The organism is Vibrio sp. 10N.222.51.C5 (assembly GCF_041474575.1).
In the GTDB taxonomy this organism is placed as follows: domain Bacteria; phylum Pseudomonadota; class Gammaproteobacteria; order Enterobacterales; family Vibrionaceae; genus Vibrio; species Vibrio crassostreae_C.
This window is the reverse complement of sequence record NZ_JBFRUJ010000080.1, coordinates 23,272-48,915: the sequence shown is the minus strand read 5'-3', so window position 1 is coordinate 48,915 and position 25,644 is coordinate 23,272. Positions and strand designations below refer to the sequence as shown.

At 44.3% G+C, this 25,644-nt stretch carries 23 protein-coding genes and 1 pseudogene; 15 read left to right on the top strand and 9 right to left on the bottom strand.

What is annotated here, in order from left to right; all coding sequences use genetic code 11:
• The first annotated feature begins 285 nt into the window (after positions 1-285).
• Genes AB4558_RS21010 through AB4558_RS20980 form a run of 7 tightly spaced genes read left to right on the top strand, consistent with a single transcriptional unit; the run spans position 286 to position 6,827 of the window.
• Positions 286-1,254, top strand: coding sequence for an AAA family ATPase (locus AB4558_RS21010; RefSeq protein ID WP_372159078.1), 969 nt, complete (start codon positions 286-288; stop codon positions 1,252-1,254).
• 14 nt (positions 1,255-1,268) lie between these two features.
• Positions 1,269-2,201 (top strand): DUF58 domain-containing protein, encoded by a 933-nt coding sequence (locus AB4558_RS21005; protein ID WP_372159077.1) that lies wholly within the window; start codon positions 1,269-1,271, stop codon positions 2,199-2,201.
• Between the two features lie 19 nt (positions 2,202-2,220).
• Positions 2,221-2,760: a DUF4381 domain-containing protein gene (locus AB4558_RS21000; protein WP_372159076.1), complete on the top strand. Its 540-nt coding sequence runs from the start codon at positions 2,221-2,223 to the stop codon at positions 2,758-2,760.
• Complete coding sequence (locus AB4558_RS20995; protein WP_372159075.1) at positions 2,753-3,778, top strand: VWA domain-containing protein; 1,026 nt, start codon at positions 2,753-2,755, stop codon at positions 3,776-3,778. Before AB4558_RS21000 ends, AB4558_RS20995 begins: the two co-directional genes overlap by 8 nt.
• The gene (locus AB4558_RS20990) at positions 3,771-4,751 is read left to right on the top strand and encodes a VWA domain-containing protein (protein WP_372159074.1); all 981 of its coding nucleotides are present in this window, start codon (positions 3,771-3,773) and stop codon (positions 4,749-4,751) included. The genes AB4558_RS20995 and AB4558_RS20990 overlap by 8 nt, the downstream gene beginning before the upstream one ends.
• Positions 4,745-5,464 (top strand): hypothetical protein, encoded by a 720-nt coding sequence (locus AB4558_RS20985; protein ID WP_102453650.1) that lies wholly within the window; start codon positions 4,745-4,747, stop codon positions 5,462-5,464. Before AB4558_RS20990 ends, AB4558_RS20985 begins: the two co-directional genes overlap by 7 nt.
• Positions 5,451-6,827, top strand: a complete 1,377-nt coding sequence (locus tag AB4558_RS20980; RefSeq protein WP_372159072.1) for a BatD family protein — start codon at positions 5,451-5,453, stop codon at positions 6,825-6,827. Before AB4558_RS20985 ends, AB4558_RS20980 begins: the two co-directional genes overlap by 14 nt.
• Before the next feature lie 45 nt (positions 6,828-6,872).
• On the opposite strand, the gene AB4558_RS20975 is transcribed toward AB4558_RS20980, so the two are convergent.
• The 6 genes and pseudogenes from AB4558_RS20975 to AB4558_RS20950 form a co-directional block, all read right to left on the bottom strand.
• Positions 6,873-7,823 (bottom strand): LysR family transcriptional regulator, encoded by a 951-nt coding sequence (locus AB4558_RS20975; RefSeq protein WP_017092124.1) that lies wholly within the window; start codon positions 7,821-7,823, stop codon positions 6,873-6,875.
• Positions 7,824-7,964: 141 nt separating this feature from the next.
• Entirely contained in the window at positions 7,965-8,591 is a 627-nt protein-coding gene (locus tag AB4558_RS20970) for a LysE family translocator (RefSeq protein WP_017066602.1), read from the bottom strand.
• Between the two features lie 234 nt (positions 8,592-8,825).
• Positions 8,826-9,689, bottom strand: a complete 864-nt coding sequence (locus AB4558_RS20965; protein WP_372159071.1) for a delta-class carbonic anhydrase — start codon at positions 9,687-9,689, stop codon at positions 8,826-8,828.
• A 350-nt stretch (positions 9,690-10,039) separates the two neighbouring features.
• Positions 10,040-10,501, bottom strand: coding sequence for a hypothetical protein (locus tag AB4558_RS20960; RefSeq protein WP_372133300.1), 462 nt, complete (start codon positions 10,499-10,501; stop codon positions 10,040-10,042).
• A gap of 226 nt (positions 10,502-10,727) precedes the next feature.
• Entirely contained in the window at positions 10,728-11,528 is an 801-nt protein-coding gene (locus AB4558_RS20955) for a hypothetical protein (protein WP_065583740.1), read from the bottom strand.
• Between the two features lie 212 nt (positions 11,529-11,740).
• Positions 11,741-12,367 (bottom strand): annotated as a pseudogene (locus AB4558_RS20950) (D-serine ammonia-lyase); the annotation flags it as partial.
• A gap of 132 nt (positions 12,368-12,499) precedes the next feature.
• On the opposite strand from AB4558_RS20950, the gene AB4558_RS20945 reads away from it, so the two are divergent.
• Complete coding sequence (locus AB4558_RS20945) at positions 12,500-13,693, top strand: CynX/NimT family MFS transporter (RefSeq protein ID WP_017060496.1); 1,194 nt, start codon at positions 12,500-12,502, stop codon at positions 13,691-13,693.
• Between the two features lie 29 nt (positions 13,694-13,722).
• On the opposite strand, the gene AB4558_RS20940 is transcribed toward AB4558_RS20945, so the two are convergent.
• Both AB4558_RS20940 and AB4558_RS20935 read right to left on the bottom strand, forming a co-directional pair.
• The gene (locus AB4558_RS20940) at positions 13,723-14,520 is read right to left on the bottom strand and encodes a helix-turn-helix transcriptional regulator (protein ID WP_017060497.1); all 798 of its coding nucleotides are present in this window, start codon (positions 14,518-14,520) and stop codon (positions 13,723-13,725) included.
• Between the two features lie 56 nt (positions 14,521-14,576).
• Positions 14,577-15,110, bottom strand: a complete 534-nt coding sequence (locus AB4558_RS20935) for a YbhB/YbcL family Raf kinase inhibitor-like protein (protein WP_372159070.1) — start codon at positions 15,108-15,110, stop codon at positions 14,577-14,579.
• A 243-nt stretch (positions 15,111-15,353) separates the two neighbouring features.
• Here AB4558_RS20935 and AB4558_RS20930 point away from each other — a divergent pair, with 243 nt between their 5' ends.
• The 5 genes from AB4558_RS20930 (at position 15,354) to AB4558_RS20910 (ending at position 21,757) form a co-directional block, all read left to right on the top strand.
• Complete coding sequence (locus AB4558_RS20930) at positions 15,354-16,763, top strand: DUF3404 domain-containing protein (RefSeq protein WP_017066450.1); 1,410 nt, start codon at positions 15,354-15,356, stop codon at positions 16,761-16,763.
• Positions 16,741-17,388 carry a response regulator transcription factor gene (locus AB4558_RS20925; RefSeq protein ID WP_017066451.1) on the top strand — a complete coding sequence of 216 codons (648 nt, stop codon included), beginning with the start codon at positions 16,741-16,743 and terminating at the stop codon, positions 17,386-17,388. The genes AB4558_RS20930 and AB4558_RS20925 overlap by 23 nt, the downstream gene beginning before the upstream one ends.
• Positions 17,388-18,200, top strand: a complete 813-nt coding sequence (locus tag AB4558_RS20920; protein ID WP_017060501.1) for a DUF2861 family protein — start codon at positions 17,388-17,390, stop codon at positions 18,198-18,200. The genes AB4558_RS20925 and AB4558_RS20920 overlap by 1 nt, the downstream gene beginning before the upstream one ends.
• Before the next feature lie 103 nt (positions 18,201-18,303).
• The gene (locus AB4558_RS20915; RefSeq protein ID WP_372073671.1) at positions 18,304-20,652 is read left to right on the top strand and encodes a glycoside hydrolase; all 2,349 of its coding nucleotides are present in this window, start codon (positions 18,304-18,306) and stop codon (positions 20,650-20,652) included.
• Positions 20,653-20,899: 247 nt separating this feature from the next.
• Complete coding sequence (locus AB4558_RS20910) at positions 20,900-21,757, top strand: polysaccharide lyase family 7 protein (protein ID WP_017060503.1); 858 nt, start codon at positions 20,900-20,902, stop codon at positions 21,755-21,757.
• A 160-nt stretch (positions 21,758-21,917) separates the two neighbouring features.
• Here the strand turns inward: AB4558_RS20910 and AB4558_RS20905 are convergent, their stop codons facing one another.
• Complete coding sequence (locus tag AB4558_RS20905; protein ID WP_017060504.1) at positions 21,918-22,829, bottom strand: LysR family transcriptional regulator; 912 nt, start codon at positions 22,827-22,829, stop codon at positions 21,918-21,920.
• A 128-nt stretch (positions 22,830-22,957) separates the two neighbouring features.
• Here AB4558_RS20905 and AB4558_RS20900 point away from each other — a divergent pair, with 128 nt between their 5' ends.
• Entirely contained in the window at positions 22,958-24,022 is a 1,065-nt protein-coding gene (locus AB4558_RS20900; RefSeq protein ID WP_372073669.1) for an HlyD family secretion protein, read from the top strand.
• Positions 24,023-24,025: 3 nt separating this feature from the next.
• The gene (locus AB4558_RS20895; protein ID WP_017060506.1) at positions 24,026-25,576 is read left to right on the top strand and encodes a DHA2 family efflux MFS transporter permease subunit; all 1,551 of its coding nucleotides are present in this window, start codon (positions 24,026-24,028) and stop codon (positions 25,574-25,576) included.
• Positions 25,577-25,644 lie beyond the last annotated feature (68 nt).

Genomic DNA, 25,644 nt, shown 5'->3' with positions numbered 1-25,644 from the left:
TCACAAATGACATCGCCGTATAAGAGATATGCAGCGAAGTAATGTTACTTATCAACCTTTATTCTTGATTAAAATGCAAACAATACAGTAGCCTATTTATAGACCATGCAATTCAGTCTTTCCAAGGTGAGTCGTTAACAAAGATATGTTGATCGCGTATGTCGAAATTATTTTCGACTACCCTTAGCAAAGGTGATTTAAATAATTGCTTTAACTAACAATATTTATCTTTTCGCCATCTGGTGACCTGAATCTCACTTGATTAATTAGTCAATAGGTAAGCAAATGAACCCAACTTTAGACTCTATAAACCAACTAAAGCAGCAGATGGAATCCTCGGTAATTGGCCAACAACATATGGTTGACACATTACTGGTTGCACTACTTACAAATGGTAATGTTCTGCTAGAAGGATTACCCGGAACAGCAAAGACTCGTTCTATCAAATCATTGGCTTCTGCCCTACAAGTTGACCTTGGTCGTGTTCAATTCACTCCAGATCTGTTGCCTTCGGACGTAACAGGCACAGAGGTGTATCAAGATGTAGACGGCAAACCGATGCTTACCTTCCAACCGGGCCCAGTTTTCAACAATCTATTGCTGGCGGATGAGATCAACCGTTCCCCAGCAAAGGTACAAGCTGCATTGTTGGAAGCAATGGAAGAGCGTCAAATCACTGTAGCTGGCAAGACTTACAAACTGCCTGATCTATTCATGGTTTTAGCGACACAAAACCCGGTTGAACAAGAAGGTACTTATCCGCTGCCAGAAGCGCAAATGGACAGATTTATCATGAAAATAAATCTCGATTATCCAGATGCGGATGCCGAAGAGCAGATCATTAAGATGGTTCGCAGTGAGGAAAAACCAAGCACTGAGAAGCCCGCCCCCATTGATCCGCAGTGTATTTTTGATGCTCGTGATCAGCTACGCGACATTCATTGTAGCGACGCGGTTCTTAAATACATTGTCGCGATTGTGGTGGCAACAAGACAACCAGAGTTGTACCCAGAGTCACCCCTTTCACAATGGATTGGTGTTGGTTCAAGCCCGCGTGCAACCATCGCGTTAGACAAGTGTTCACGAGCGATGGCATGGCTAAACGGTAAGGACTTTGTCGACCCTGATGATGTTCGTAACGTGGTTCATGGGGTTCTGCGCCACCGCCTTATTCTATCGTACGATGCACTGGCTGAAGGCGTCAGTTCAGACAGAGTCATCGATGAGATTTTGTCTCAAGTTGCAGTAGCGTAACGCGAGAGGTCACCATGGAGACGAAACCAACACTTGATCCCGATATCTATACCAATCTAAAGGCATTGCGATTGTTGAAATACAAGGCGCATGGCTTTGACTTTCTACCTAATCAGCCAATCAACAGTGCGTTAACGGGTCGTCATGTATCTAAACTACGTGGACGTGGATTGAACTTTGAAGAGATGCGTCACTATCAGATTGGTGACGATATTCGCACCATGGATTGGAAAGTGACGAATAGAACGGGCAAGCCACACGTCAAAATATTCTCTGAAGAACGCGAGCGTAACGTTTATGTCATGGTCGATCAGCGCACCAGCATGTTCTTTGGCAGCACAGGTCGAATGAAATCTGTAGTTGCTGCAGAAATCGCAGCTTTGATTGCTTGGAAAGTCATAGACAGTACCGATCGTGTGGGCGCCATTATCTATAACGACAGTACTGCTCTGCCTATTTCACCACAACGCAGCGCAAATCATGTACTCAAAATACTCAATGAGATTGCGAGTAAGAATCAGCAGCTCAAAGCGGGAAAGGCTCAAGGCACACAATCCAATTCATTCGCTAAATTGTTCCATCAGGCGCAAAGGTTGGTTAAGCATGATGGGTTAGTGATCTTGATTACCGATGGTTACGGCTATAACGAGCGTAGCGAAGAACAAATCAAGGCTTTGTGTCAGCACAACGATGTAGTGTTGTGTCATGTTACCGACCCACTAGAGCATGATTTAGCCACGCTTAATAAGATGGTACTCAGCGACGGGCAATTGCAATTATCCGTATCAGGCCAAGAAGCACAGTTACGCGATGCATTTGCCAAAGACGTGGTTCAAGCCATAGATAATTTCACGGCAGTGGCGAAGAAATATCGAATCCCTGTATTGCCATTCAACACCGTCGATCCAACCGATGTTCAGCTTAGAAAAGCACTCGGCGCGAGTTAAATAACTGAGAATGCAGACTATGACGACTAACACTGGGCTTGAGCCTTTACAGCCAGAAAATGTGAATCCATTAATGGCCTCTTTGTCTGAGCCTTCTTTGCCAGAAAGTATCTCTTGGCTACCGAATGCTCCAGGCTGGTACTGGCTACTCTTGTTGCTGTTTTGCTTCGCTTTATATCGTGTCTATTTAGTTATTCAAAAGTACCTAGCAAACACATACCGACGCGCTGCCTTGGTAGAACTCGAGCAACTCTCTTTGGAGGCTCAGTCTGGTGACATTTCATCATTTCAAAAGCTACCACAACTGCTACGAAGAACCGCATTGTATGCCTTCCCTCGTATAGAGGTCGCCCCTTTAACCGGCACAGATTGGGAAAAATGGTTAGATGACCATTGCACCAAGCGTCAATTTTCAACCGAGTTCTCTACATCAGAACTCTCAGGCGTACTTGCTCAGCTCGCCTACTCTTCAGCAGCGACATTAACGGGAGAAAAACGAAACGCCATCATGGAGAACGTTGCACTTTGGATAAAACATCACGAGGTGTCACATGATTGAATTTGAATACCCGATAGCGTTTGCACTGCTCTGCTTACCCTTTACCGTGTATTGGTTATTGCCTGTTTACAAAGAGTCAAAAAGCGCGATTCAAGTGCCCTTTTTTGATCGCCTGATTGCCGTGTCTCCACAAGAGCCCTCTAAAACCGCGGTCAAGATGAGCCGTCGCAAAGTGCAATGGCTATTAGTCATTATCAGCTATCTCGCTTTAGTCGCCGCGATTGCTAAACCGATGTGGGTGGGCGAACCAATAGAACAAAAGAAATCCGCTCGTGAAATTATGGTCGCACTTGATCTGTCAGGTTCGATGTCAGAAGAGGATTTTGCCGATAAACAAGGTAACAAACACGACCGTTTAACGATTGCAAAGCAGGTATTACGTGAGTTCGCGGCCCAGCGAGAACATGACCGCTTAGGGTTAATCTTGTTTGCCGACTCCGCTTATGTTCAAGCGCCATTTACTGAGGATATTAACGTATGGCAATCGCTGCTCGAAGACGTTGAACTTGGCTACGCCGGATTTCAAACCGCTTTTGGCGATGCGATTGGCTTATCAATTGCCGTATTCGAACAAGAACAGAGCCGTCAGCGAGTGATGATTCTGCTAACCGATGGTGATGACACAAGCTCGAAACTGCCTCCTGTCAAAGCCGCGGAAATCGCCGCCAAATATGGCGTGAAGATTTACACCATTGCAATTGGTGACCCGAGTACCAAAGGTCGCTACAAGATGGATCTTCCAACATTGGAGAAGGTATCAGCAGCAACTGGCGGGCAGATGTTTCATGCCATGGACCGAAAGCAACTCGATCAAGCTTACGCAACGATAGATGAACTAGAACAGCAAGAGTTCGAGCTTTTATCTCACCGTCCTAAACACAGCTTGCACCACTATGCATTTGGCGTGTGTCTGGTGAGCAACCTACTTGCTGCCTTAATCGTGTTTGGTGCAAATCTGCGTCGTAAAAAAGAAATAAAGCGCGTTATTCGCCGTAGAGAGGAGCTAACAAATGACTGATTTCAATACATTGTTTGGTGGCGATATCACCCAGTTTCATTTCATGCGCCCATTATGGTTGTTTGCACTGGTCCCGTTCGTGTTGTTTTATCGTGCACTCGTTCAACAAGACGATTTGGTCGCGCAGTGGCAACCTGTGATGTCTAAAAACATGGTGGAACACCTGTCTCTCAACCAAAATCGAGTGCGTATGGTTTCTCCTAATCGATTGTTTTTGGTGTTTGCGGTTCTAGCCACGCTCATTATGGCGGGTCCAACGTGGCAACAACAACCTTCACCATTTTTTGAAGACAATTCCGAGCTGGTGATCGCCTTGGATGTCTCTGATTCAATGAATAAAACCGACATTCAGCCGTCACGATTAGAGCGTGCTAAACAGAAGATCAATCAGCTTGTTGAACTGCGCGGTGATGCAAAAACCGGGTTAGTGATATACGGCGGCAGTGCGCATGTCGCTATGCCTGTCACCAAAGATAAAGAGTTAACGCGATACTTTCTCGATGTATTGGATGGAAGCTTGTTGCCAGATAACGAGAGCAAACCGGCTTCGGTGTTAAAGCCAACGCTCGAGCTAATCTCACAAGCAAAAGCACCATCAACGGTTTTGATACTGACGGACAAGACCAATGACCAAGCGATAGAAGAATTCACTAAAGCGTTTGAACAACAGCAACACCAAGTGATCGTTTGGGCGATGGGCGAAACCCCACAAAGTGGCGGAAATGGCACGGCAGGTTTAACAGAAACTCAACTCGCTTCACTGTCACAACTGGCGCAAGCAGGTCATGGAAACATGGTTTCATTCACTCACGACGCTAGCGATGTAGAAGCGGTTTATCAAGGCATTCAAAACAACCTGTTTGCGGTCAGCGATAACGCCCTACCTTGGTTAGACGCGGGCTATTGGTTGCTGTTCTTGTTGCTGCCAATTCAATTGATGTGGTTTAGAAAAGGGTGGACGCTACAGTGGTAAATAATAAACAGGTAGTGAATCATAAGTTCGGTAATCTAACGAAGCCAACCTCTTCGACTCCGAACCAATCCAGTCGTTTAGCTTGGTTATCCAAACTTAAGCCAATGCACTTGTTGCTTGTGCTTATTGCAGGAAATCTGATTTGGGGAATAGCCGATAAGCACTCATTTTTTGATTTTTGGCTATCCAACGATCAACACGCTTATGTCGAGTTCAAACAAGGCAACTACGCGCAAAGTGCCGCTCTGTTCGATGATCCAACATGGAAAGCCTACAGTCGTTATTTATCTGGTGATTTCCTTGGCGCGATTGACCAATTAAGCACACAAGTAAGTAAACAAGGTGGCAAATCGGCAGCGCTGACTGATTTCGCTAAATTTATCGTCGCGAACAGCTACGCTCATACAGCCCAATTTGATAAAGCCACGGCGCTTTACAACAAACTATTGAACAACGAAAAGTATTTAGAACAAGCGACCAACAACCTAGCCGTTGTGGAAGCGGCGATAGAGAAGATCAAGAACACACCACCGACAAAACAAGATTCAGAAAAAGTCATTGATGATAGGAAATTGGTCGACGACGAACCAAAAGAAGGGAGTCAGAAGGAGCTGGTGATCTCTGACCAAGTCTGGCTAAAACAGGTCAGACAAAATCCATCTAAGTTTCTAAGACAAAAATTTCAGCAGGAATACAGCAATGAACAAAACTAAATCGACAATCCGAGCATTCGACCCTCTGAAACATTGGTTTGCTGTCTTATCCGCGATGATACTTTTAATTTCAATGCCTGCCAATGCTATTAACCTAGACCAGCTTGTCAGTGACGGTGAATTGAAGCTAAACGTTGAACTTAAAACTCAAGATGTCGCTGTGAAACAACAAGTCGCACTCGACGTTGAAGTATTGAGTACCCGCCCCTTTCAAGAAGAGTTGGCATTACCTTACTTAGATATGCCCAACACGGTCGTAAAGAAAGATGAGCAGAAAGTCGCTCGTTCAGCACGCACAATTGAAGGCATTAAGTGGTTTACACAAAAAGCACGCTACTACTTGTACCCTATGCAAGCTGGCGAGTTTACCGTCCCTGAATTGAACATTCCCGTTAGTGTAGAGCTTACCAGCGACAACGTTGTTGAAGGGGCAATTCAATCGCAACCCATTAACTTTACATCCAAAATGCCCGTAAGCAACATTGATACTGACGCGTTGGTTGTTAGCCCAAATGCTGAGCTTTCAATATCAACTGATCGTCCGTTAACCGACGAGTTCGAAGTTGGCCACGCTGTCACTGCAACGTATACATTGAGCGTGGCAAACTCACACATGATGCTGCTACCGGAGATCAACATCCCAGACATTTCCGGCGTTGAGTTGTATCGCAAACCAGCAGTCAAAGAAAACGTATTTAATCGCCTGAATAAAAGCAATACCGCGACACTCAAACAACAGGTAACGTTAATTCTTCAAGAACAAGGGAAAGTCGTCTTACCAAAACAGACCATGACATGGTGGAACACAAAGACCAATCAGCTGGAATCATTGACTGTTGAGCAGCAAACGCTTCAAGTCGGTGACGCAAAGTTATTAGACTCACTAAGCAACACTTTAGGATCGAGCGACGGGGCTCAAACCTTATCGAATTGGCTAAGCCAATATTGGTATTACTTGGTCATTACGGGAATATTCCTTGCTACAATTGATCGCCTAATCGGAAAGCATTTTATTGATTTAAAGCGTTATTTTGTCGCACGCCAGCAATTGAATACCAAAAAGTTGAGTATTCAATTTTTTCGACACGTTGAAGAAAAGCAATACAGCAAAGCGGTGCAAACTATCTATGAGATTACGGGGCGAAAAACCTTGTCGAAAGGCACGCTTCAACTGCCTCTAGATTCTGAATCAAACAACATTTGGAAGAAGCTATTGAAGCTTGGCTACGCAAAAAATACTGAAGGCTCAGTTTCTTCCTCCCTCTCAGTTTCACTAACAGAAGCCAAAACACTGTTAAAAGCCATCAATGACTCGCCCAAAACCCAAAGAACACCGTTTAGGTTTAATTGGAATCTGAACTAAGCGGTGAACTTAACTTAGGCTGCGGTGTTAGCAAAGACGTTGAGGTCAGCTTTCACAAACAACGTCTTCAATCACAGACACGACTAAGTTCTTAAACCATTGGTGTGCTGGGCTGGTAACGGTTCTCTTATGCTCAATCAAAAACAGTTCGAACATTAATTCGGGAACATTATCTAGAGAGAATATCGGCACTATTTTGTCGCCTATTCCCTCTAGTTCAGTCAATTTGTGAGTCGCAACCAAAATTGTATTCGAACTCTGCATCACTTCCACCAAAGTAAGAAGCTGCCCGCTTTTAAAGGCAATATCTCTCTGCATTCCATTCTTAACTAAGTAAGTGTCTACAGGGTGTTGCAGCCCATAATTCGAGCGAATATCGAGCGTGAGGTCAACAAAACGAGATTCGAGGCACTGCTCAAGCGTTACATTTTTCGCTTTCGCTAAAGGGTGATGTTCAGAAACATAAAATACCGGATAGATCTGCCCAAGACTCACGTATGGAAATTCGATTGGATTGCTAGGGGCTTCGATGTGAATAGTAAAATCTACATCTCGTGACAGCAGTTGACTGGTGGGCGTTTTCGCAATGGGATATTCGATAAGACTGGCGTTTGGAGCATCGTGCATGAAGCGTTCAGCAAGGGGAACAGAAAGCATCCGACTCATTAATGGCGGTACAGAGACAACAAAGGTTTGAACACATTCAGCAGGATCAAACGCAGATTTCGTTACTAGGCTTCGCATAGCCAATAGCAACTCTTCTAAAGGTGCTTGTAGCTCTAGCGCTTTTTGCGTGGGCACTAAGCCATTAGACTCTCGATAGAACAGTGGGTCATCAAACAACTCTCGCAAGCGACTTAAGGTACGACTCATCGCAGGCTGAGACAGATACAAGGTATTGGCAGCTCGCGTTACGTTCCTCTCTTTGATTAAAACACTTAACGACACCAATAAGTTTAGATCCAGCCGAGAAAGCTGTTGTTCGATAGTCATCATAAGACATGCATCTGAGTAATATCACTCGTTAAATAATTGCACCATTGTGACTAACAAACAAGTCTCTGTTTAAACGATGGCATTTATATCCAACTAAAAAGGCGAACCCATCGGTTCGCCTTTTTGTTTAAAGATTCGTATTTATCGATTGATCGCCAAATATGAGCCAGCAGCAATCATTATTCCACCAGCACTTTGGTTTAACCTTTTATGTGCGCGTGGCGTTTTTAACAAACCTGCCATTCTGCCCGCGCCCACAGCGATAAGCATTAAGCCTGACATCAGAGCAACAGATGCTAAAGCAGAAACTAATACGATATCTTGTGAGCGCAGAACAGTCAGATCAATAAAAGTCGGCAAGAACGAAATATAAAACAGAATCACTTTAGGGTTCGATGCTGAAATCAAAAAGCCTTGCGCGAAACTCGCGAGTTCAGATTTCTGACTCTGTTTGGCCGCAAGTTCCGCAGAGCCTTGCACTTCAGGCAGGCTCTTAAACATCTTGTAGCCCAAGTAAATCAAATAAGCTGCACCAACATAGCGAATCACCTCAAACGCAATCGACCAATTCTCGGCAATCGTTGCTAGACCGAAACAGGCAAGCGCAAGGTAAATAAGATCACTGCATATCATACCTAACGAAAGCGTGACGCACTTTCGCCATCCTTGAACCATAGCACGAGCTAAAATGGCAAAGACGCCAGGCCCCGGAGTAATACCAAATACAAACATGGCAATAAAGAATGTAATCGCACTTTCTAATGACATTGGACTGTCCTTTTCTATAACCCAACATAATTGATCATGAACGTATCATGGAGCTTCGATTCTGGTAAAGAACGTTTTTTACTAAATACGATTTACACAACTCATGTATTGAATAAGTGTCGCACGTAATTTACCCACCAGACTTAATTAAACCTAAACCTAAGTACTTTTCGTTAGGGCATAAAAAAGGCGAACCTATTGGCTCGCCTTAATCATTTTGTTCGCCAGAATCGTTTAGTCGTTACGAATGGGTGATAACAACTCGGGGTTAACCACCAAGTTTCTCACACCGTGGGCGTGATCTTCGTTAAAGTCATTGCCTTCACACCAGCTACCTACTGTCGCGATATTTACTTTCGCGACTTGTGGTCTAACGCTCCATGTTACTTGGAAAGGTGAACCTTGCTCATTATAACCAGGACCCGTTGTAGAGCCTGCGTATTGGATCGCTGAGCCCGTATCTTGTGGGATGTTTGGTGCTTGGTGTAAGCCGTTCACTTTTGAATGTTTAGCGAGCGCTTCAAAGTCGGGTGCTTTGTCGTCATTCACTAATACGTAAACTTGGGTTTCTACACGCAGTTGCGGGTTGGTAATCGCATCGTTAAAACAAGCACCCAGTGTTTCACCCGGTTCAACTTGCGCCGTTGAATAAACATAGTGAACTTCAATGGTGTCACCCGAATGCAAAGAACCATGCTCGCTCGGACAAACCTTGCCCTCAAATGGTTTCAGCTCAGCAGAACTCAGCTTGCCTGTGTATTTAAAGCCACTCTGGAATCCCTTACCATCACCGTTACCAGCGTATTGAGTAAACTCTCCACCTTTATGCTCAGCATTTTTATGGAAGTGAATATTACATAAGTTCATCGCTGTTGAATCAGGGGCATCCGAGAACAGCCTAGTATTTTTACCTTCTAATGAACCCAAATCTCGTGGAGCTTGCGGTCCAAAACCTTGCCCTTGGGTATTTTCAGAAAGCTTCGCTCTTTGTTCTGCGATAACTCCATCTGATACAGACTCATGGTTCGCATCTGATGCATTTGTATGAGCTGACAATATCACCATCGCGACACTTAAAAACACACTCTTATTCTTCATTTTTCTTCCCTAGAATATTGATAACTAAACCTACTTAACAGCAAACATCTTACTATGCTCGTAAGTGAATATAAGAGTTGTCTTTGTAAGATTAGATTTCATTGCTTACTTTGGGATGAGTATTAGAACCCTTGATGCATATAACAAGTCAAACAGGGTAAATTCGGCGACTCCCTTCCAGAACTAATAATTCCTATTTTCGTTAACCGTCGCCTGACTCAGCGCTCAGATAAGTGAACACGATTCTTAGGAAGAATGGTGGCCAGATTTAGAAGACCAAAAAAGGCGAACCATCTGGCTCGCCTTCACGTTTCATTCTATCTATTAGGTTGTCGTTCTAGGTTAACGAATTAACCGTTACCGGTGGCAAATATCCCAAACGTCATGACGTTCAATGCATCTGTCACGCCCTCTAGTGATTTAATCACCGTCTTAGTCGGTTTATTATGACGAATAAAATAGCTTCCGATGCCTTTTTCACCGCCACTCTTAGCATCGCTTTCAGTTGTTTCTGTCGCTTCTATTTGAGAAGGCTCCACTGATTCTGGCTCTGCATTGGCGTGAGCTATCGTGTCTTTATTTGAATCAAGGTTAGTGAGTGGTTGATGATTAACGATTGAATCATGGGAAGAATCAACGCTGGTCTCAGCGTTTGTATCCTTTGAAGTCTCGAGATTACTCTCTCCCTCTATACTTTTCGACATAGCGTCTTCGTTGCTCAATGTCTCGTCGTCTAGCTGACGATTACTCGTTGAAGAACAGGCTGTTAAGAAGAACAGGCTAACGATGAATATGAGTAAGTTTCTCATCATAATGATAAAGCACGAATTAATAAAACATTGTTCGATTGTATTTTATTTGGCTGACGACATCCAGTGATAAGCGGAGTAAACACGAACAGTCACGGTCTTGAAGAGTAAACAAAAGCGTACGGGTTTAGTGCTTAAGAATAATAATTCGAGAGCTCAATTAGGTTGCCCGCCGCTTATCATCTGAAAGGTGGTGTCAGTTAGGCTTGGGGATTCACACGCTATAAGCTTAATCTTTACTGGAACACAGTTCAGAGATTCGGTCACACATGGCTTGGTTGACTGCGAAGTGGGTGTTGAGGAATGCTAGTTGGGCAAGTGCCGATTCAGCGGTGCGCTCGTAGCCTTGGGTAAAGGTTGGTAGCAATTGGGCAAACTTAGGGAAGCGTGCTTCTAGCCTTCTATCCGACATAAATTCATCAACGAATTCAGGCTCAGACTGTTCAGTTTGATCCACAAGATCGATCAAACGATCGAGTGCGTAAGATTGAACGAACCGACTGCCCGACAGCTTTTCGCCTCGGTTATAACGAGACATACCCACATAAAGATTGGTTAGAGCCTCACCAATGATCCAATCTTGGGAATTAGTGTCTGTCTCCCCTTTTATTGGTGAAACACAACACTGTGTATCAAATTCATGTTGCTGCCAAACAATACGCCCTTCAGCAAACGGAATGTGCGCTAACTCGTGGGGTTCAAACACTGCAAACTCACAAAAGATTCCGTCAGCGTACAGAACTTTATAGCCATCGACGGTATTTCTCACTGCGTAGTCGATTGAGTGAATATCAGATAGCCAATGCAAACTGTCTAAGAAATACTGCTTGTGCCCTGTTTGCACTATTGCGAAAAAATCGACATCTGAATACTGATCAAGTCGTTCTGTTTCAATACCTACTGAGCCCAATCCCAGCAAAGCATGAGCCTTACCCGATGCTTCCAAAGACTCCCCAATCGCATCTAAACGCTGGAGTAATTTTTCTGGTGTGTTTATGTGTCTTGTCTGTATCACTTTGTCCGTCTGCATTGCTCAACCCCTATCAAGTTGAATGCCACTCAACCTAACTGATAGTTAGAACATCTAAGAAGCTTAATTTATAAAATGTGTGTTTTGGATAACGATCTGCGCAAGTTATTGTTTGAATTAAGGTGGGATTTAGAGGTGAGAAAGAGTGTGTACAAGCTATAAACAACACTCTTCTATCATGACTTATCTTTTTAGCAGCTCATATTTGCATCAACGTTGACGCCATGCTCACGAAGTTTGCTTTTCTTCCAAGCTCTCGCGTCTGCCGACATGTGAACAGAGACCGTAAAACCCAATTTTGCACTCATGATACCGATCGACATACCTAGATTACCCGTTGAACCTACCGCAATGCTGTATTGTTGGAAGAAGTTACGAAACTCAGGTTCGAGCAGCTTGCTGTAGTCATCGCTCTCACACAGTAACCCCGCTTCAATCGCAAGCTTGTCGGCATGTGTTAGTACTTCATAAATACCACCACGCGCTTTGATTGAACCTGAAATCGGCAAATGGCTGTCTTTCTTCATCATCAAACGCCCTTTTATTGGCTGCTGATAATGTGCTCCCAATGCTGATTTCATAGATGGAATGTCAACAAGCTCAGACTCGATGATGCCATTGGTCGCTTGAGTTTCAGGAAACGCCTTGGCTAGATAAGGAGCAAACCTTTGCAGCCTCATGCTCGCATCGTGAATATCTTGTTCGCCTAAACCCACATAAAGCAAACCGCGCTCCAGAGTCGTCACATTTGGGTTAAACCAAACCACTTCTTCCAATGCAATCAATTGTTGAAGCAGTGGGAAGTCCGAGATGAGCTTGTCGATATTTAATACAGTCATGGGTGACTTTTCTGGCTAAGCGCGTACTGCGCAGGTTCAATCATTAGTAAACCTATTTAAACGGTATTTGTGTAATCATTCAATGATCTGTAGGCTAGCCTGTCTTCTCATAAGCAAACAGTAGAACAACCTATGAGCGCCTCTCTTCGTAATAGCATTTTCGTGATGTTAGGGATTCTATTCCTAGCACTTAACCTTCGTGGGCCTTTTACGAGCTTGGCTCCTGTGCTTTCTCAGGTTATGGAAGGCCTCAACCTTACGTCATCGGCTGCAGGCTTCTTAACAGCTTTGCCACTGTTAACTTTTGCCTTATTCTCACCATTAGTCACCAAGATATCCCAACGAATTGGTCTAGAGCCTAGCCTGTTATTAGGCTTAGTTCTGATCACTACGGGTATTACACTGCGCTCTGCTGGGTTAACCCCAACCTTGTATATCGGCACGGTGATGATCGGGCTTGGTATCGCGATTGGTAATGTGTTGTTGCCTGTAGTAGTGAAAGTTAGCTTCCCGACACGCATCGCTACTGTGACTTCTCTGTACATCTTTACGATGGGCATCGGGTCGACGTTAGGCTCAAGTTTGATGGTGCCGTTTTCAAATCTAACCTTATTTACGATCACGGGTTGGCAATTAGCACTGTTAATGAACCTAATATTCCCAATATTAGCTTTGATGATCTGGTTGCCTAAAATCAGAAAACGCTCACCTTCAGCCAACAATAACAAGCAACAAGACAAACCTCTGCCGATGAAACAGATGATTAAAAGCGGCGTAGCGTGGCAAGTAACGTTAGCGCTTGGGCTTAACTCATTTACCTTCTACTCTTTGGCTGGCTGGTTGCCACAGATATTGAACGATCTTGGCTACAGCGAAATCGACGCGGGCTACATTTATGGATTTCTGCAATTTTCGACTATGGTTCCGGGGCTGCTGTTACTGCCGTTCTTAGCCAAAAGTGACAATCAACAATGGCTCATCACTCTATGTGCATCGAGTGTATTTGTTGGATTGATTGGTCTTCTGTATTTGCCTGAGTTTGCGATCTTTTGGGTGGGACTGTTTGGATTAGCCAACTGCTCGACATTTATTATCGCGCTCTCTTTTGTTGGCTTGCGTACATCGAATAGCAGCCAAGCCGCATCATTGTCGGGTATGGCTCAGGGAATCGGTTATGCGTTTGCAGCCACTGGTCCAACGCTGGTGGGTAAGCTTCATGCTCAGACAGATTCTTGGAGTGTGCCGATTCTGTTGGTCGCATCTGTTGCCTTTGCGTGCACGATTTTCGCGGCATTGGCAGCACGAGATAAGAAAGTGAGCGTTTAGGCAAACAGAATGATTATGGTATCGCGACTTTATTTGCTCGCGACTCTATGGCTGACGACGGTTTTGATGTATTCACTTGGCGACAAACCAAATTTGCCTTTAAAGCGCTGACTAAAACGCCCTTCCGATTGGTAACCGCAAGACTGAGCCAACATCGCCACATTCTGCTGTCCGTTTTGCATCAGATAAAGCGCGTGACTCAAGCGAACTTCAGCCAGTACCTCTCGATATTGCATGCCTTCCAGTTTGAGCTTCCGAATCAATGTCCCTCGGCTCATCGCAAATCGCTCCGCCACCGACTCTAATGGATGTTTCTCATCTGGTGAATGTGAAAGGTAATGGCTGAGCTTTTGGCTAAACGAGACGTTGGCACTGACAAACAATAGATGCAACACCCCTTTTTCAGCTAATTGCTGGTACAAGCCCTGCAACCAAAACTGTTGAGTCTCTTTGCTCATGCTCTGTGTATCAAAAGAGAACAGAGCATTGAGTGAGTCTTGTAAGTTTCGATCCGCTTTTACTGTAGGCAGTCCCAGATCATTCGACCGTTCCTCACTTAAATCAAGCATCGCCTGAGAAGGTTGGAATTGAAAGCTGAACACTCGCGACAAGAAGCGCCCTTTGTGGGGCATGTTCTCAAAACTTAGTGAAGCTGATGCCTCACACAACAACAGCTCAGAATGTGAGAGCTCTGCCGCTGAATCTTTCCAAAACAGGCGCTTACTGCCTGTAATAATCTGAATGATACTAGGGGATAGAATCCTCACATTACGCAGTTTTTGTAACTGCTCTGCACGAAAGATCGTCACTTGATATTGATGATTCATCTCATCCCCTTGTTTACTTATTATGTACGTGTATAAGCTTTAACGTACATAAGCTATTAACGTGTATAAGTTGCGGTCAGTTTAGCTTTGTCTAAAGCCATGCTGTTCAACGTGAATCCAACCACAGCCGACGGCGTATTTTCGTCGAGGTTAAGTTTGTCCGTTGGTAATGCCCAAACCGTGAACTGGTAACGGTGCATACCATCTTTTTCTGGAGGACAAGCGCCACCGTAGCCAACTGTACCGTAATCAATGCGACCTTCTTTGCCACCGACTTTAGAGATGTCGACACCGCGAGGTAGCTCGTTCACAGTTGCAGGGATATCAAACGCAACCCAATGCCAGAAGCCACTTTCAGTCGGTGCATCTGGATCATAAGCTGTGATAGCAAAGCTTTTGGTACCTGCTGGTGCATCTTTCCACATCAATTGTGGTGATTGATTATCGCCGTCACAACCCCAACTAGAGTATTCAAAAGTCTTTGCCATTGGGTGACCTTCTTGAATATCGTTGCTGGTTAATTCGAACGCATGAGCAGAGCCTGTAGCCAAAATACTGATTGCCAATACTGATTTGATGATGAGTTTCATGATGGTTCCTCTTATTAGGTATGAGCCCAGTATAGTCCCCTCACTTCGCCTAATAATGACAGTAAGTACACAATTATCTATTTTATTTCAAATAAATGATACTTACTGTATTTGTACTTTATTATTTAAAAGCATGACCCACTCGACAATTTGTTGTTAAAAGAACACTTGTTGACATTCAGGTTACAAATCGCGCCCAAAACTCTTTAGACTCGCCCCACGACTTTTAACGAGAATGATTGGATGCGCAGGTTTACATTAGCTCTTTGCTTGATCTTTTGGCTCCCAACCCTAGTCAATGCCCAAAGTTTGCAAGATAAGTGGCAAACTCTGTATCAACTGAGCTGGCAATCATCCCCACTCTTAGTATCTCAACAAGAGTTGGCTCAGTATCCGAAAGTTCTGCTCCATGAAAATAGCCGCTATCCTGATTTCAACCAATTCAGTTGGGACGACATCGCAGCGTTAGCGTCAATACAAGATCACTGCCAAGCGATTGAAAGCAGTAACCCTTCATTACATGAAGCCATCGAGTTCGAGCTCGCTCTGTGTCAGCAACAAACATTGGATTCGATTTGGTTTGCAGCACACTCCAAACGTCACCCTGCCGGTGGCAGCTTTGCTGGTCGTTATTTAGCCGCTTACCCAGATGTGACCGAGCAGATACGCCCATTTTTGAGTCTTACCAACCCTCAGCACCCTTTATATAACAAACTAGAAAGCCTAAGTGCACAAGGCAGAGAAGCACTGCTCAATGGATACCGCGCTTGGCAACAAGATGATGTGCTTTGGTTAAGTGGCGAACAAGGCTGGAAAGCTATTCCCTTAGATGTTTGGCAACCTATCGCAGAGCAACAAGAGGTATCTTTGGCAGGTGAAACCTGTACTTTTCGTTACAGTAACGTGTGCTTAAACGAGCCTAGCAATGACAATCTGATCATGAAAACGTTGATCTTTACATTGCTGCTAACGTTGCTTTCCGGGCTCGCTAGAGTCTTATACCTAAGAACAAAACAACGAAAAGAGAGGCAGTTCGTTTTACAGCTTCTTACTCATGAACTGCGCACGCCTATTACTAGCCTAGGCTTAACCGTCGAAATGTTTAGAAATCGCTACGATGACTTTTCTGATGAAACTCAAAGTGCAGTTTGGCGTTTAATATCTGACTATCAAAGGCTTTCTCAGCTCACCGAAAACAGCAAAGTGTACCTAAGTTCGGATCAGTCAGAGCCTTTGTTGAAGCAAAACGCTTCATTAGAAGAGTGGCTCGATCATGTCTGTGAAAAGCACAATATTTCTTATCAATGTGAAGCGCGTGAAGTTGAACTGAACCTTCCCTATTACTGGCTAACCATCTGCTTGGATAATCTAATCAAGAATGCCAAACAACATGGTAAAGGTGAGGTTTTGGTAAAGGTCGAACTCGGTGACAAGCTGACGATTGAGGTACAAGACGAGGGGCACTTCCCTTCACCGATACAACGGCTCATGTCTGGTGTCACGCCAAGTGAAACGCACGAACTGGATAACATGGGCATTGGCCTGACTATTGTCGAGCACTTGATGAAGCAAGCGAATGGCCGCCTCATTATTCTTCGTAACCCAACCCGATGTATTTTGGAAATTGCTTATGAACACCCTACTGCTGATTGAAGACGACCAACTGCTTGGACAAGGCCTCGTCAGCTTCTTTGAATCCAATGGTTACCAATGCCTTTGGGCGAAGGATTCAGAGAATGCCAGTAAGAAATGGTTTCGAGCCGATCTTGTGATACTGGATCGACAGCTTGAAGATGGGGACAGCTTGCAACACCTTCCAAACTGGTTGCTCCTCAAAGCGCTGCCTGTGATTGTGTTGACCGCTAAAGTAGAAGTTCAACAACGTGTTGAAGGTTTAATGGCGGGTGCCAATGACTATGTGACTAAACCATTTTCGAACGACGAATTACTCGCTCGAGTCATTACCCAGCTACGTCCGTTAGGTGTGAGCCTCTTAACTTACGCAAATATCCAAATCAACTTGTCGGAACGGATCGCTTATCTGGATGAAAGCCCTGTAACACTAAAACCTAAAGAGTTTCAGCTATTGGTACTGTTTGTTCAGAACCAAAGTCGTGTGTTTCACCGAGATGAATTACTCAATAAGATTTGGGGATATCAGGCTTTTCCTAGTACCCGAACTATTGATAATCACATACTGCGCTTACGCCAGAAGCTGCCAACATTGAATATAGAAACACATCGTGGCGTTGATTACCGCTTGGCCGGGGAATCATAATGAAAGTTACTTCGTTAACCGCACTGATCTACACATTGCCGCTCGCAAGTCATGCGGCATGGTTTACCGACACGCCATTGCAGCACACCTATCAATCTCTACTTGATGACCAACCTCAAGTTGCGTGGCAAGAGCTGCAAATCGCACTCGATCACAAATCACTCGATAGTGAGCTTTGGCTGCCAGTCAAACAAGAGATCCTGAGCCAGACTCAATGTGGAACCTTACTCAAACAAAGTGCTGAGCCAAAACACCACATCCAAGTCAGCTTCATTCGACGCTATGGCCTGTCGTCGCACGGTTATCAAATCAAAGTCTCTGCCGAGCAACTCAGCAAAGGCTCAGAAACTCAAACTCTTTCTTTGGTATCGCCTAAAGGTAAAGTCCTTCTCGATGGACAACTCGCTTCCAATAATGAGTATCAAGAGATTGAAACCAATGAAATGTTCATCAAACCCGAATCTGGTGTTTATCAACTAAAGATAGGTTCAAATCACTACCCTATTATTGTCGCTTTAAATAACAGTAATCGATGGCTGACGCTCGAAAGTAAACTCAGCGAACCACATATCGTGCTCTCGCCTCCAAAGGTGATCGACAACTGCCCCGACGCTAACGTGAGTTGGCAATGGTTTGATGAAAACTACAACCTGCTGGGTTACAAAGTGCCAATCAAAACAGCGCAAGCACCCGTTCCCACAGAAAGTCCACTTGGAACCAAAGCCAAGCACTTGAGTGCTTCGGTTGAAATGTTTGAATACCAAGGCGCTATTGAAGTCCAATATGTGCAGCGCGTCGCCGTGCCTTTCTAATGGAAAACCACTAAAGCCAAACAGAAAATAGAGACATATAGGTGACAAAGCACTAGCGCTACTTAGGTGTAATAACCGTAGTTACCCTTTACGGAATCTAAATATGCTCAGCGTACGTCACCCACTCAATCTTTCTAATTTTGCCATTGTGGCTTTAACAACAGCTTGTCTGTTTTCATCCAACGCACAAGCGAGCCAAATAACGCTCACCAGTAACAACAATACCGTCGCTACCTCATCGAATACTTTAGAGGTCGATTGGAACGGCTTAAGCGTTAACAGTGCTGCTCTCACTGTTGATAGCCAACCACAGAAAGCGACCAATCTGGTCATTGGCTTTTCCGATAAAGCTGACTCAGCAAAAATCGCCACTTGGACCTTAGTACCCAGTGGAATAAACGTTAAGGCAGAGCTTAATCAAGACCAGCTCACTTTTCAGTTCAGCTTACCTTCAAATATACAGGTGAAACGAAACAAACCCATCGAATTGGCGTGGTTTGATCTTGCCGAACAACAAACTCAGACACTATTTCTTCCGTTTAGTGAAGGTATGCGCGTGCCTACTGACAACAAGCTTTGGGCAAGTTATCTCGTCGGTAACCATTCTGGAAGTAACACTACTCAAGACTTGAAGATGCCTTTTTGGACAGTACAGCAAAACAATCATTTCATTAGCTATCAAATGGTTAATGCAACCAACAATCAACTGCTCTTTTCAGATGCATCCTCTAATGCTTCCTCAAATACAAAAACCAAAATTGATATGAAGGCAGCACACCAATTTACGATGCTCAATCAGTCACAACCTTTTCTTGTTCGTATCACCCTCGGAGACTCGTGGTTAGATGGTGCCAAACAATACCGAGATTGGCGCATCAATAATGACCAGTCTGATACGCTTGTAGCAAAGCAAAAGCGCAATCCAGATGTAACTAAGTTGATCGGCGCGAGCCACGTTTACCTATTTGGCAAAGACCCATTAAGCATCCAAGATGTGAGTGACTGGTGGGGATTGAAAACATGGTATCTAGAGGGCTCTAAACTCAATGTTTCTGCGGAAGCGAAAAGAGAACTGTCGTCACTATCTAAGGGTAAAGGTTGGTTCAGTCAGTATCACAAACAACTATTGTTGGACTCTATTATCCAGTCATTGCAGGTGTTATATCCTGTTGGTAATCCGACACTCGAAGACAACACGATTAAAGCGCAATACAAAGCAGCACAGGATAAGAAGAACTGGTTGCTAAAGCACGCTTCCCCGTACCTAAACTCGTCAGATACTTGGGGACAAGCGTTGTCTTCAGACATGGTCGCTAATCTAAATAAGGCAGGTTTAAAAAAACTGTGGCTAGGATTCGACAATTGGATGCCAGCATTCTATCAACCTAACGCTGTGGGTCTGGCAAAACAGTCCGGATATCTGGTCGGTACTTACGATTCCTACAACACCGCAATTCCTGCGAAGCTCAATGACAACTGGCTAACCGCTCAATTACCAGAGCCGATGCGTCAAAGTTGTGCGATTGAACTAGCGGATGGGAGTTTGAAAAAAGGATTTCGTGGAAACGGCTTTTACTTAAACCCGAACTGCCATTTAGAATACGTAAAACAGCGTGCTCAAGACATTATGAGATTCGGCAAATTCAACAGCTTGTTCTTAGATGTTGATGCAACCGCCATGGCACGTGAAGATTACCGCGTCTCTATAGACAGTAATGGCAATACAAACGACGAATCAGACATGCTTTCTGCGTTCAACAACCGAATGAAGTGGCTTAGCGAGCAACCTTCGTTAGTATTAGGCTCTGAAGACGGCAACAGCCTAACAACAAAAGGCATCGCGTTTGCACACGGCTTAGAAACGGTTGGTTTTGGTTGGACAGACAAAGACATGAAAGAGAACCGCCAATCTCCCTATTACTTAGGTCGTTGGTACCCAGACCACAAGCCCGACTTCTTCTTTAAGCCGGCCGAGGTTAAAGAGCCCTATAAGTCGCTACTGTTTTCGCCTCAATATCGAATTCCACTTTACCAAGCCGTTTTCCATGATGAAGTAATCAATACGCACCATTGGCATTCAGACAGCCTTAAGTTCACTAATGTACAAGCAGAACGTGACTTAACCGCCATGCTGTACAACACACCACCGATGGTTCACTTGACCAGAGATGAAGCTTTATCAAGTTCAAGCCAGAGAATCAAAGCACTCAAACACTATCAAGATGGCTTTGAACCAATGCACGAACAGTTATGGGATAAACAGTTAGTCGATTCCGAATGGTTAGATAAGAGCGGCGATGTTCAACAAACTGAGTTCAGTGACGGAAGTAAGATCATTGCCAATTTTTCAGATCAAACCTTTCATCAGAGAGGCCTTAAAGTCTCGCCGAGCGCTATAAAAGCCGTATTGAGCAACGGACAAACGTTAGAGTGGAAATCAGAGCCTAACTAGTTTGAACGTGCCGTTTTTAAGCCTCACCTTATTCACTATTACGGGTTAGCAGGTAGTGTTGTTAACGAGCAAAAATCCACACCTTTGACACTCAGGTACCAATCCCAATCGACACCTAATTCTCTCTATTTTTGTACAAGAAAATTGGGTGCCGACCACAATTTCAAACACAGATGTTTTCACATAAATCTCAAAAGTGATATCAATGCTTATATTGAATGATAATAATACAAAAGAGATATTTTTGATGAAAAAGACCCTACTCACTTGCTGTGCCCTTCTTGCCTTTTCTTCTTCGGCAATCGCTAATGTTCAGTTTTCGAATCCAGAAGGAGCTTTAGGCGAACCTTCTAATTACTCTCAATACCAAAATGTTTTGTCAGTTTCTGAACTTCAAATTTCAGATCCAAACGGAAAGAAAGGCAACAAAGACTATTTTGCGCTCGATAATAACTACGACGGCATTGTGAACAACAACTTCTATGTCGACAAAGAAAGTGAAGCGCTAGTCTTTACCATGAAGAATGACCACCTGCGCAACGAGCTACGCGTTCAGGAAAACTTCCGCACAGACTTAACAAATGAAACATACACATTAAGTTCGGAGGTGGAGATCATAAAACCTGAAGAGTCGATGAAGAACTCAGACTCTAAGCAAGACGAGATTACATTCCTACAAGTACATAACAAAGGCTTAGATGATCTTGGTACTCACAATGTCCCTCACCCTTTGCTTCGTGTTGTATGGAAACGTGACAATAATGGTATTGAAGGGCATTTCTGGGCAATCATTAAAAACAACGCTGTAATTTGTAAAGGATCGTTCGGCAAGAAAAACCAAGACAAGGAAATGTGCAAATCAGACGTAGCATATTCTCAGTATGATTTAGGCAAAGCACCACAAGGCAAACCAACAGCATTTGATTTAATCGTGGGTGATAAGAAACTTATTGTTGACGTAAACGGTGAACGTAAAGTTGAGCAGGATATTGACTACTGGCGTCACCTATTAAGCTACTTCAAAGCTGGCGTATACAACCAATTTACGAATGGACAAAGTGAAGCTCACTTCTACAAGCTAGAGTACACAGAGAAAAAGAGCTAGTTCGGTACTTAGCCTACAACTACATTAGCAATCAGAAAAAAACGAACTTGTTAACAAGTTCGTTTTTTTCTTTTCAATGTTATTGGTCATTGTCAATGAATTACAACTAATCAACAGTTAGGCAGCCGATTCCTTCTGTTGCTCCCAATACAATATGCCTTTATTTCGTTATTTGATTGGCTCTATTTTGAAAAGCAGTCAGTAGATAGTCGATAAAGACCTTCTTACGTTTCGGCATCAACTGCCTGTCTGCATACACTAGGCTTACTGAAACTTCCGGCATCTCATATTCAGGTAGCAAACGAATCAACTTGCCTGTCTTGAAGTGCTCACGACAAATGAATTCAGGAAGCACCGCCAAGCCGAGCCCATCTACACAAGCTGTTAGGCATGCCGTGATGGTATTCACCCGTAACTGACACGGCAGATCGATCAAAATCGACTCACCGCCTTCTAATTGTAAATGCCACTTGGGTAGACGCGCGGCCTTGTTCACCACCTCAATCATTCTGAATGGCGGTTCAAGATCATCGGGTGAAGAGACGTCATCGAACTGCTCTAAATACTCAGGGCTGGCTGCCAATACACGCTTTGATGTTGTGAGGTAGCGAGAAACCAAGCTCGAGTCCACTAGCTCACCAATTTGTGCGTAAAGATCGATACCCTCCGCAATGATGTCGACTTCTCGATTCGACAGTTCTAAGTTCAAAGTCACGTTTGGGTGCTCTTTTAGGAAGCTGTGGATGTATTTGGCTAATACTTGATGCCCCAATTCGACAGGCAACACAACATTCAACTGCCCTCGGATCAAATCCTGATTGGCTGAAACCTCTAGCTCAGCTTGGTTCATGATCTCTTGCATCTGCATGCTCGACTGATAAAAGCGCTCACCCTCTGGCGTTAAGACTAAACTTCGTGTCGAACGAGTGATCAACCTCACACCTAGATGCTGTTCCAGCTCGTCTAGCTTTCGGCTGACGGTCGACTTGGTCATGTTCAATGCTTCAGCTGCGTGCGTGAAACTCCCACAATCAACAACTTGTGTAAAAACAGTCACAGCATTTAAGTCCATCGTACTTCTCCCAAAGCGCCATTAGTTAGATTTTTGCAACAGTGTTTCCCTTTTTTCCTATCTTATCAATCAATCGAATTCATTTACAATTCGTTACATCTAAATAAAAACAAAATGAGAAAGAAAAAATGACAGAGAACAACAACGCTTCGCAAACAGTAAGCACAAAAAAACGTAAAAAAGCTCCGCTTATTGCTACTGCGATCATGCTGTCATTGGGTTTAGCCGGTGCTGGATACTGGTACGGCTATGGCCAGTACTTTGAATCTACCGACAATGCCTACCTACAAGGCGACATCACGAATATTAGCCCTAAGGTCTCTGGCTATATTGTTAAGTCTTATGTGAGTGATAACCAATCGGTTAAAGAAGGTGATTTGCTGGTTCAAATCGATGACCGTGATTACCAGTCAGCACTCGCTCAAGCAAACGCCCATTTAAGCGTCGTGCAATCAGACGTCAAAAATCTAGTGGCACAACAAACGTTACAACGTAGCAAGATCAATCAAGCACAAAGCCGCGTTGATTCTGCACAAGCTGAATACGAACGCGCGATTCAACAAGTGGTACGTTCTCGTAGCTTACTAAAGCGTAACTACACGTCTCAAGATGAAGTCGACAGCATGGTTGCACAACAAAAAGTAACTCAGGCAGATTTAGAAGAAGCAAAAGCAAACCTCGTTGCAACCAATGACCAATTAACCGTTATCGCTAGTGAGATTGAGCAAGCAAATGCATCCGTGACCGAAGCTCAAGCCCAGAGAGATCAAGCACAGCTTAACCTTGATTACACCAAAATTTACGCGCCAGCAGATGGCGTGATTGGTAAACGCAGCGTACGTGAAGGCTTGCTGATTCAAGCAGGCGCACCACTGATGAGCTTGGTACCAAACAACCAAGTGTGGATTGAAGCCAACTTCAAAGAGACACAGCTAAGTGGTATTCACAAAGGTCAGACGGTTGAAGTAGAGCTGGATGCGTTCCCGGGGCAGCCTCTTGAAGGTGTGGTAGACAGTTTCTCCCCTGCGACTGGCGCTAAATTTGCGCTCCTACCACCAGAAAACGCGACCGGTAACTTCACTAAAATCGTTCAACGTGTACCGGTTAAAATTACTATTCCAGATCAGCAAGAGTTGAAAGGTCGACTGCTTCCTGGTTTGTCTGTGGTAGCGACCATCGATAAACGAGGCTAGACCATGAGTAACGCTGGTGTTGTCACCCAAACAAATGATGATGACGAGGTTTCGAGACGCCATTGGATCGCCCTATTTGGCGGCTTGATTGGCGCGTTTATGGCGATCTTGGATATTCAGATCACCAACTCGTCTCTCAAAGATATTCAAGGTGCGCTATCAGCCACCTTGGATGAAAGCTCGTGGATCTCTACGTCTTACCTAGTCGCAGAGATGATCGCTATCCCACTCAGTGGTTGGCTTTCTAAAGCGCTCGGTAAACGCCGTTATATCACGTGGACGACAGCCATTTTCACCATTTCATCTTTGTTGTGTTCGTTCTCTTGGAACATGACCTCGATGATCGTTTTCCGCGCGATGCAAGGCTTCAGTGGTGGTGCTCTAATCCCGCTTGCTTTCTCGCTGGTGATTCAGTTATTGCCGGTCAACAAGCGTGCTGTGGGTATGGCACTGTTTGGTGTAACCGCGACCTTTGCTCCATCGATTGGCCCTACCTTTGGTGGCTGGCTGACGGAGAACTTCTCGTGGCACTATATTTTCTACATCAATATTCCGCCAGCTTTGCTTGTGATCACCATGATCCGATATGGCTTGGACGATGAAAAGCTCGACCTTGGCACGCTGAAAAAAGCCGATTGGTTTGGTATCGCCACCATGGCATTAGGGCTAGGTTGTTTGGAAGTGGTGTTAGAAGAAGGTAACCGTGAAGAGTGGTTCAGTTCGAGCTTTATTATTGGCTTGAGTATCGTGTCGGCGGTGAGTTTGGTTTACTTCGTGATAAACGAACTCCAACACAAGAAGCCATTGGTTAACCTGCGGCTATTGCGGGATGGGCAATTTGCGATGTCTTGTATCGCCTATTTGATTCTAGGAATGGCATTGCTCGGCTCTATCTATGTTCTACCGATGTATCTCACTCAAATTCAGCAATATAACGCGATGGAAATTGGTGAAGTGCTAATGTGGATGGGTTTCCCACAGCTTCTGATATTCCCAATTGTGCCAAAGCTAACACAGATCATTAAGCCTAAGTACTTGGTTACCTTTGGCTTCGCGATGTTCGGTTTTAGTTGTTACGTAAATACACACATGACAATCGATTTTGGCGGGCAACAGCTGATTTTATCTATGGTTCTGCGTGCTATTGGTAGTCCGTTCATCATGGTTCCGCTGTCTTTGGTTGCCATGAAGAACATCAGCAAAATGGACACGCCAGACGCATCAACGTTAACCAACGTAATGCGGAACTTAGGGGGCGCTTTCAGCATCGCGATTATCGCTACGCTATTGGATAACAAAACCCGTGAGCACTTAGCACACATCAAGGAGTCGCTACCTTCAGTGAGTCAACTTGGTTGGCAGACGCTTCAGCAACAACAAGCGTTTTTCATTCAGTCAGGAAGTGATGCCGCAACTGCGATGCAACAAGCACAAGCAAGTTTGCTCGGCACAATGCAACGTGACGCAGCCATCATGGCTTACAACGATGTGTTCTTAATGATGACGGCGTTCTTGGCTCTAGCGGCAGTATTGATTCTAAACATGCGTGATTAACGCTAGAGTTTCGGTAAATAAAACTTCAAGCAAAGAACAACATTTCGAATAAAAACTCGAACAATAAA

Bases quoted from the DNA above. Each gene is read 5' to 3' on its own strand.
- AB4558_RS20910 (WP_017060503.1), top strand. From the start codon at position 20,900: ATGAAAAAGACCCTACTCACTTGCTGTGCCCTTCTTGCCTTTTCTTCT.
- AB4558_RS20900 (WP_372073669.1), top strand. From the start codon at position 22,958: ATGACAGAGAACAACAACGCTTCGCAAACAGTAAGCACAAAAAAACGT.
- AB4558_RS20915 (WP_372073671.1), top strand. From the start codon at position 18,304: ATGCTCAGCGTACGTCACCCACTCAATCTTTCTAATTTTGCCATTGTG.
- AB4558_RS21000 (WP_372159076.1), top strand. From the start codon at position 2,221: ATGACGACTAACACTGGGCTTGAGCCTTTACAGCCAGAAAATGTGAAT.
- AB4558_RS20995 (WP_372159075.1), top strand. From the start codon at position 2,753: ATGATTGAATTTGAATACCCGATAGCGTTTGCACTGCTCTGCTTACCC.
- AB4558_RS20970 (WP_017066602.1), bottom strand. From the start codon at position 8,591: ATGTCATTAGAAAGTGCGATTACATTCTTTATTGCCATGTTTGTATTT.
- AB4558_RS20975 (WP_017092124.1), bottom strand. From the start codon at position 7,823: ATGATGACTATCGAACAACAGCTTTCTCGGCTGGATCTAAACTTATTG.
- AB4558_RS20980 (WP_372159072.1), top strand. From the start codon at position 5,451: ATGAACAAAACTAAATCGACAATCCGAGCATTCGACCCTCTGAAACAT.
- AB4558_RS20905 (WP_017060504.1), bottom strand. From the start codon at position 22,829: ATGGACTTAAATGCTGTGACTGTTTTTACACAAGTTGTTGATTGTGGG.
- AB4558_RS21005 (WP_372159077.1), top strand. From the start codon at position 1,269: ATGGAGACGAAACCAACACTTGATCCCGATATCTATACCAATCTAAAG.
- AB4558_RS20920 (WP_017060501.1), top strand. From the start codon at position 17,388: ATGAAAGTTACTTCGTTAACCGCACTGATCTACACATTGCCGCTCGCA.
- AB4558_RS20945 (WP_017060496.1), top strand. From the start codon at position 12,500: ATGAGCGCCTCTCTTCGTAATAGCATTTTCGTGATGTTAGGGATTCTA.
- AB4558_RS20990 (WP_372159074.1), top strand. From the start codon at position 3,771: ATGACTGATTTCAATACATTGTTTGGTGGCGATATCACCCAGTTTCAT.
- AB4558_RS20930 (WP_017066450.1), top strand. From the start codon at position 15,354: ATGCGCAGGTTTACATTAGCTCTTTGCTTGATCTTTTGGCTCCCAACC.
- AB4558_RS20965 (WP_372159071.1), bottom strand. From the start codon at position 9,689: ATGAAGAATAAGAGTGTGTTTTTAAGTGTCGCGATGGTGATATTGTCA.
- AB4558_RS21010 (WP_372159078.1), top strand. From the start codon at position 286: ATGAACCCAACTTTAGACTCTATAAACCAACTAAAGCAGCAGATGGAA.
- AB4558_RS20895 (WP_017060506.1), top strand. From the start codon at position 24,026: ATGAGTAACGCTGGTGTTGTCACCCAAACAAATGATGATGACGAGGTT.
- AB4558_RS20955 (WP_065583740.1), bottom strand. From the start codon at position 11,528: ATGCAGACGGACAAAGTGATACAGACAAGACACATAAACACACCAGAA.
- AB4558_RS20940 (WP_017060497.1), bottom strand. From the start codon at position 14,520: ATGAATCATCAATATCAAGTGACGATCTTTCGTGCAGAGCAGTTACAA.
- AB4558_RS20925 (WP_017066451.1), top strand. From the start codon at position 16,741: ATGAACACCCTACTGCTGATTGAAGACGACCAACTGCTTGGACAAGGC.
- AB4558_RS20960 (WP_372133300.1), bottom strand. From the start codon at position 10,501: ATGATGAGAAACTTACTCATATTCATCGTTAGCCTGTTCTTCTTAACA.
- AB4558_RS20935 (WP_372159070.1), bottom strand. From the start codon at position 15,110: ATGAAACTCATCATCAAATCAGTATTGGCAATCAGTATTTTGGCTACA.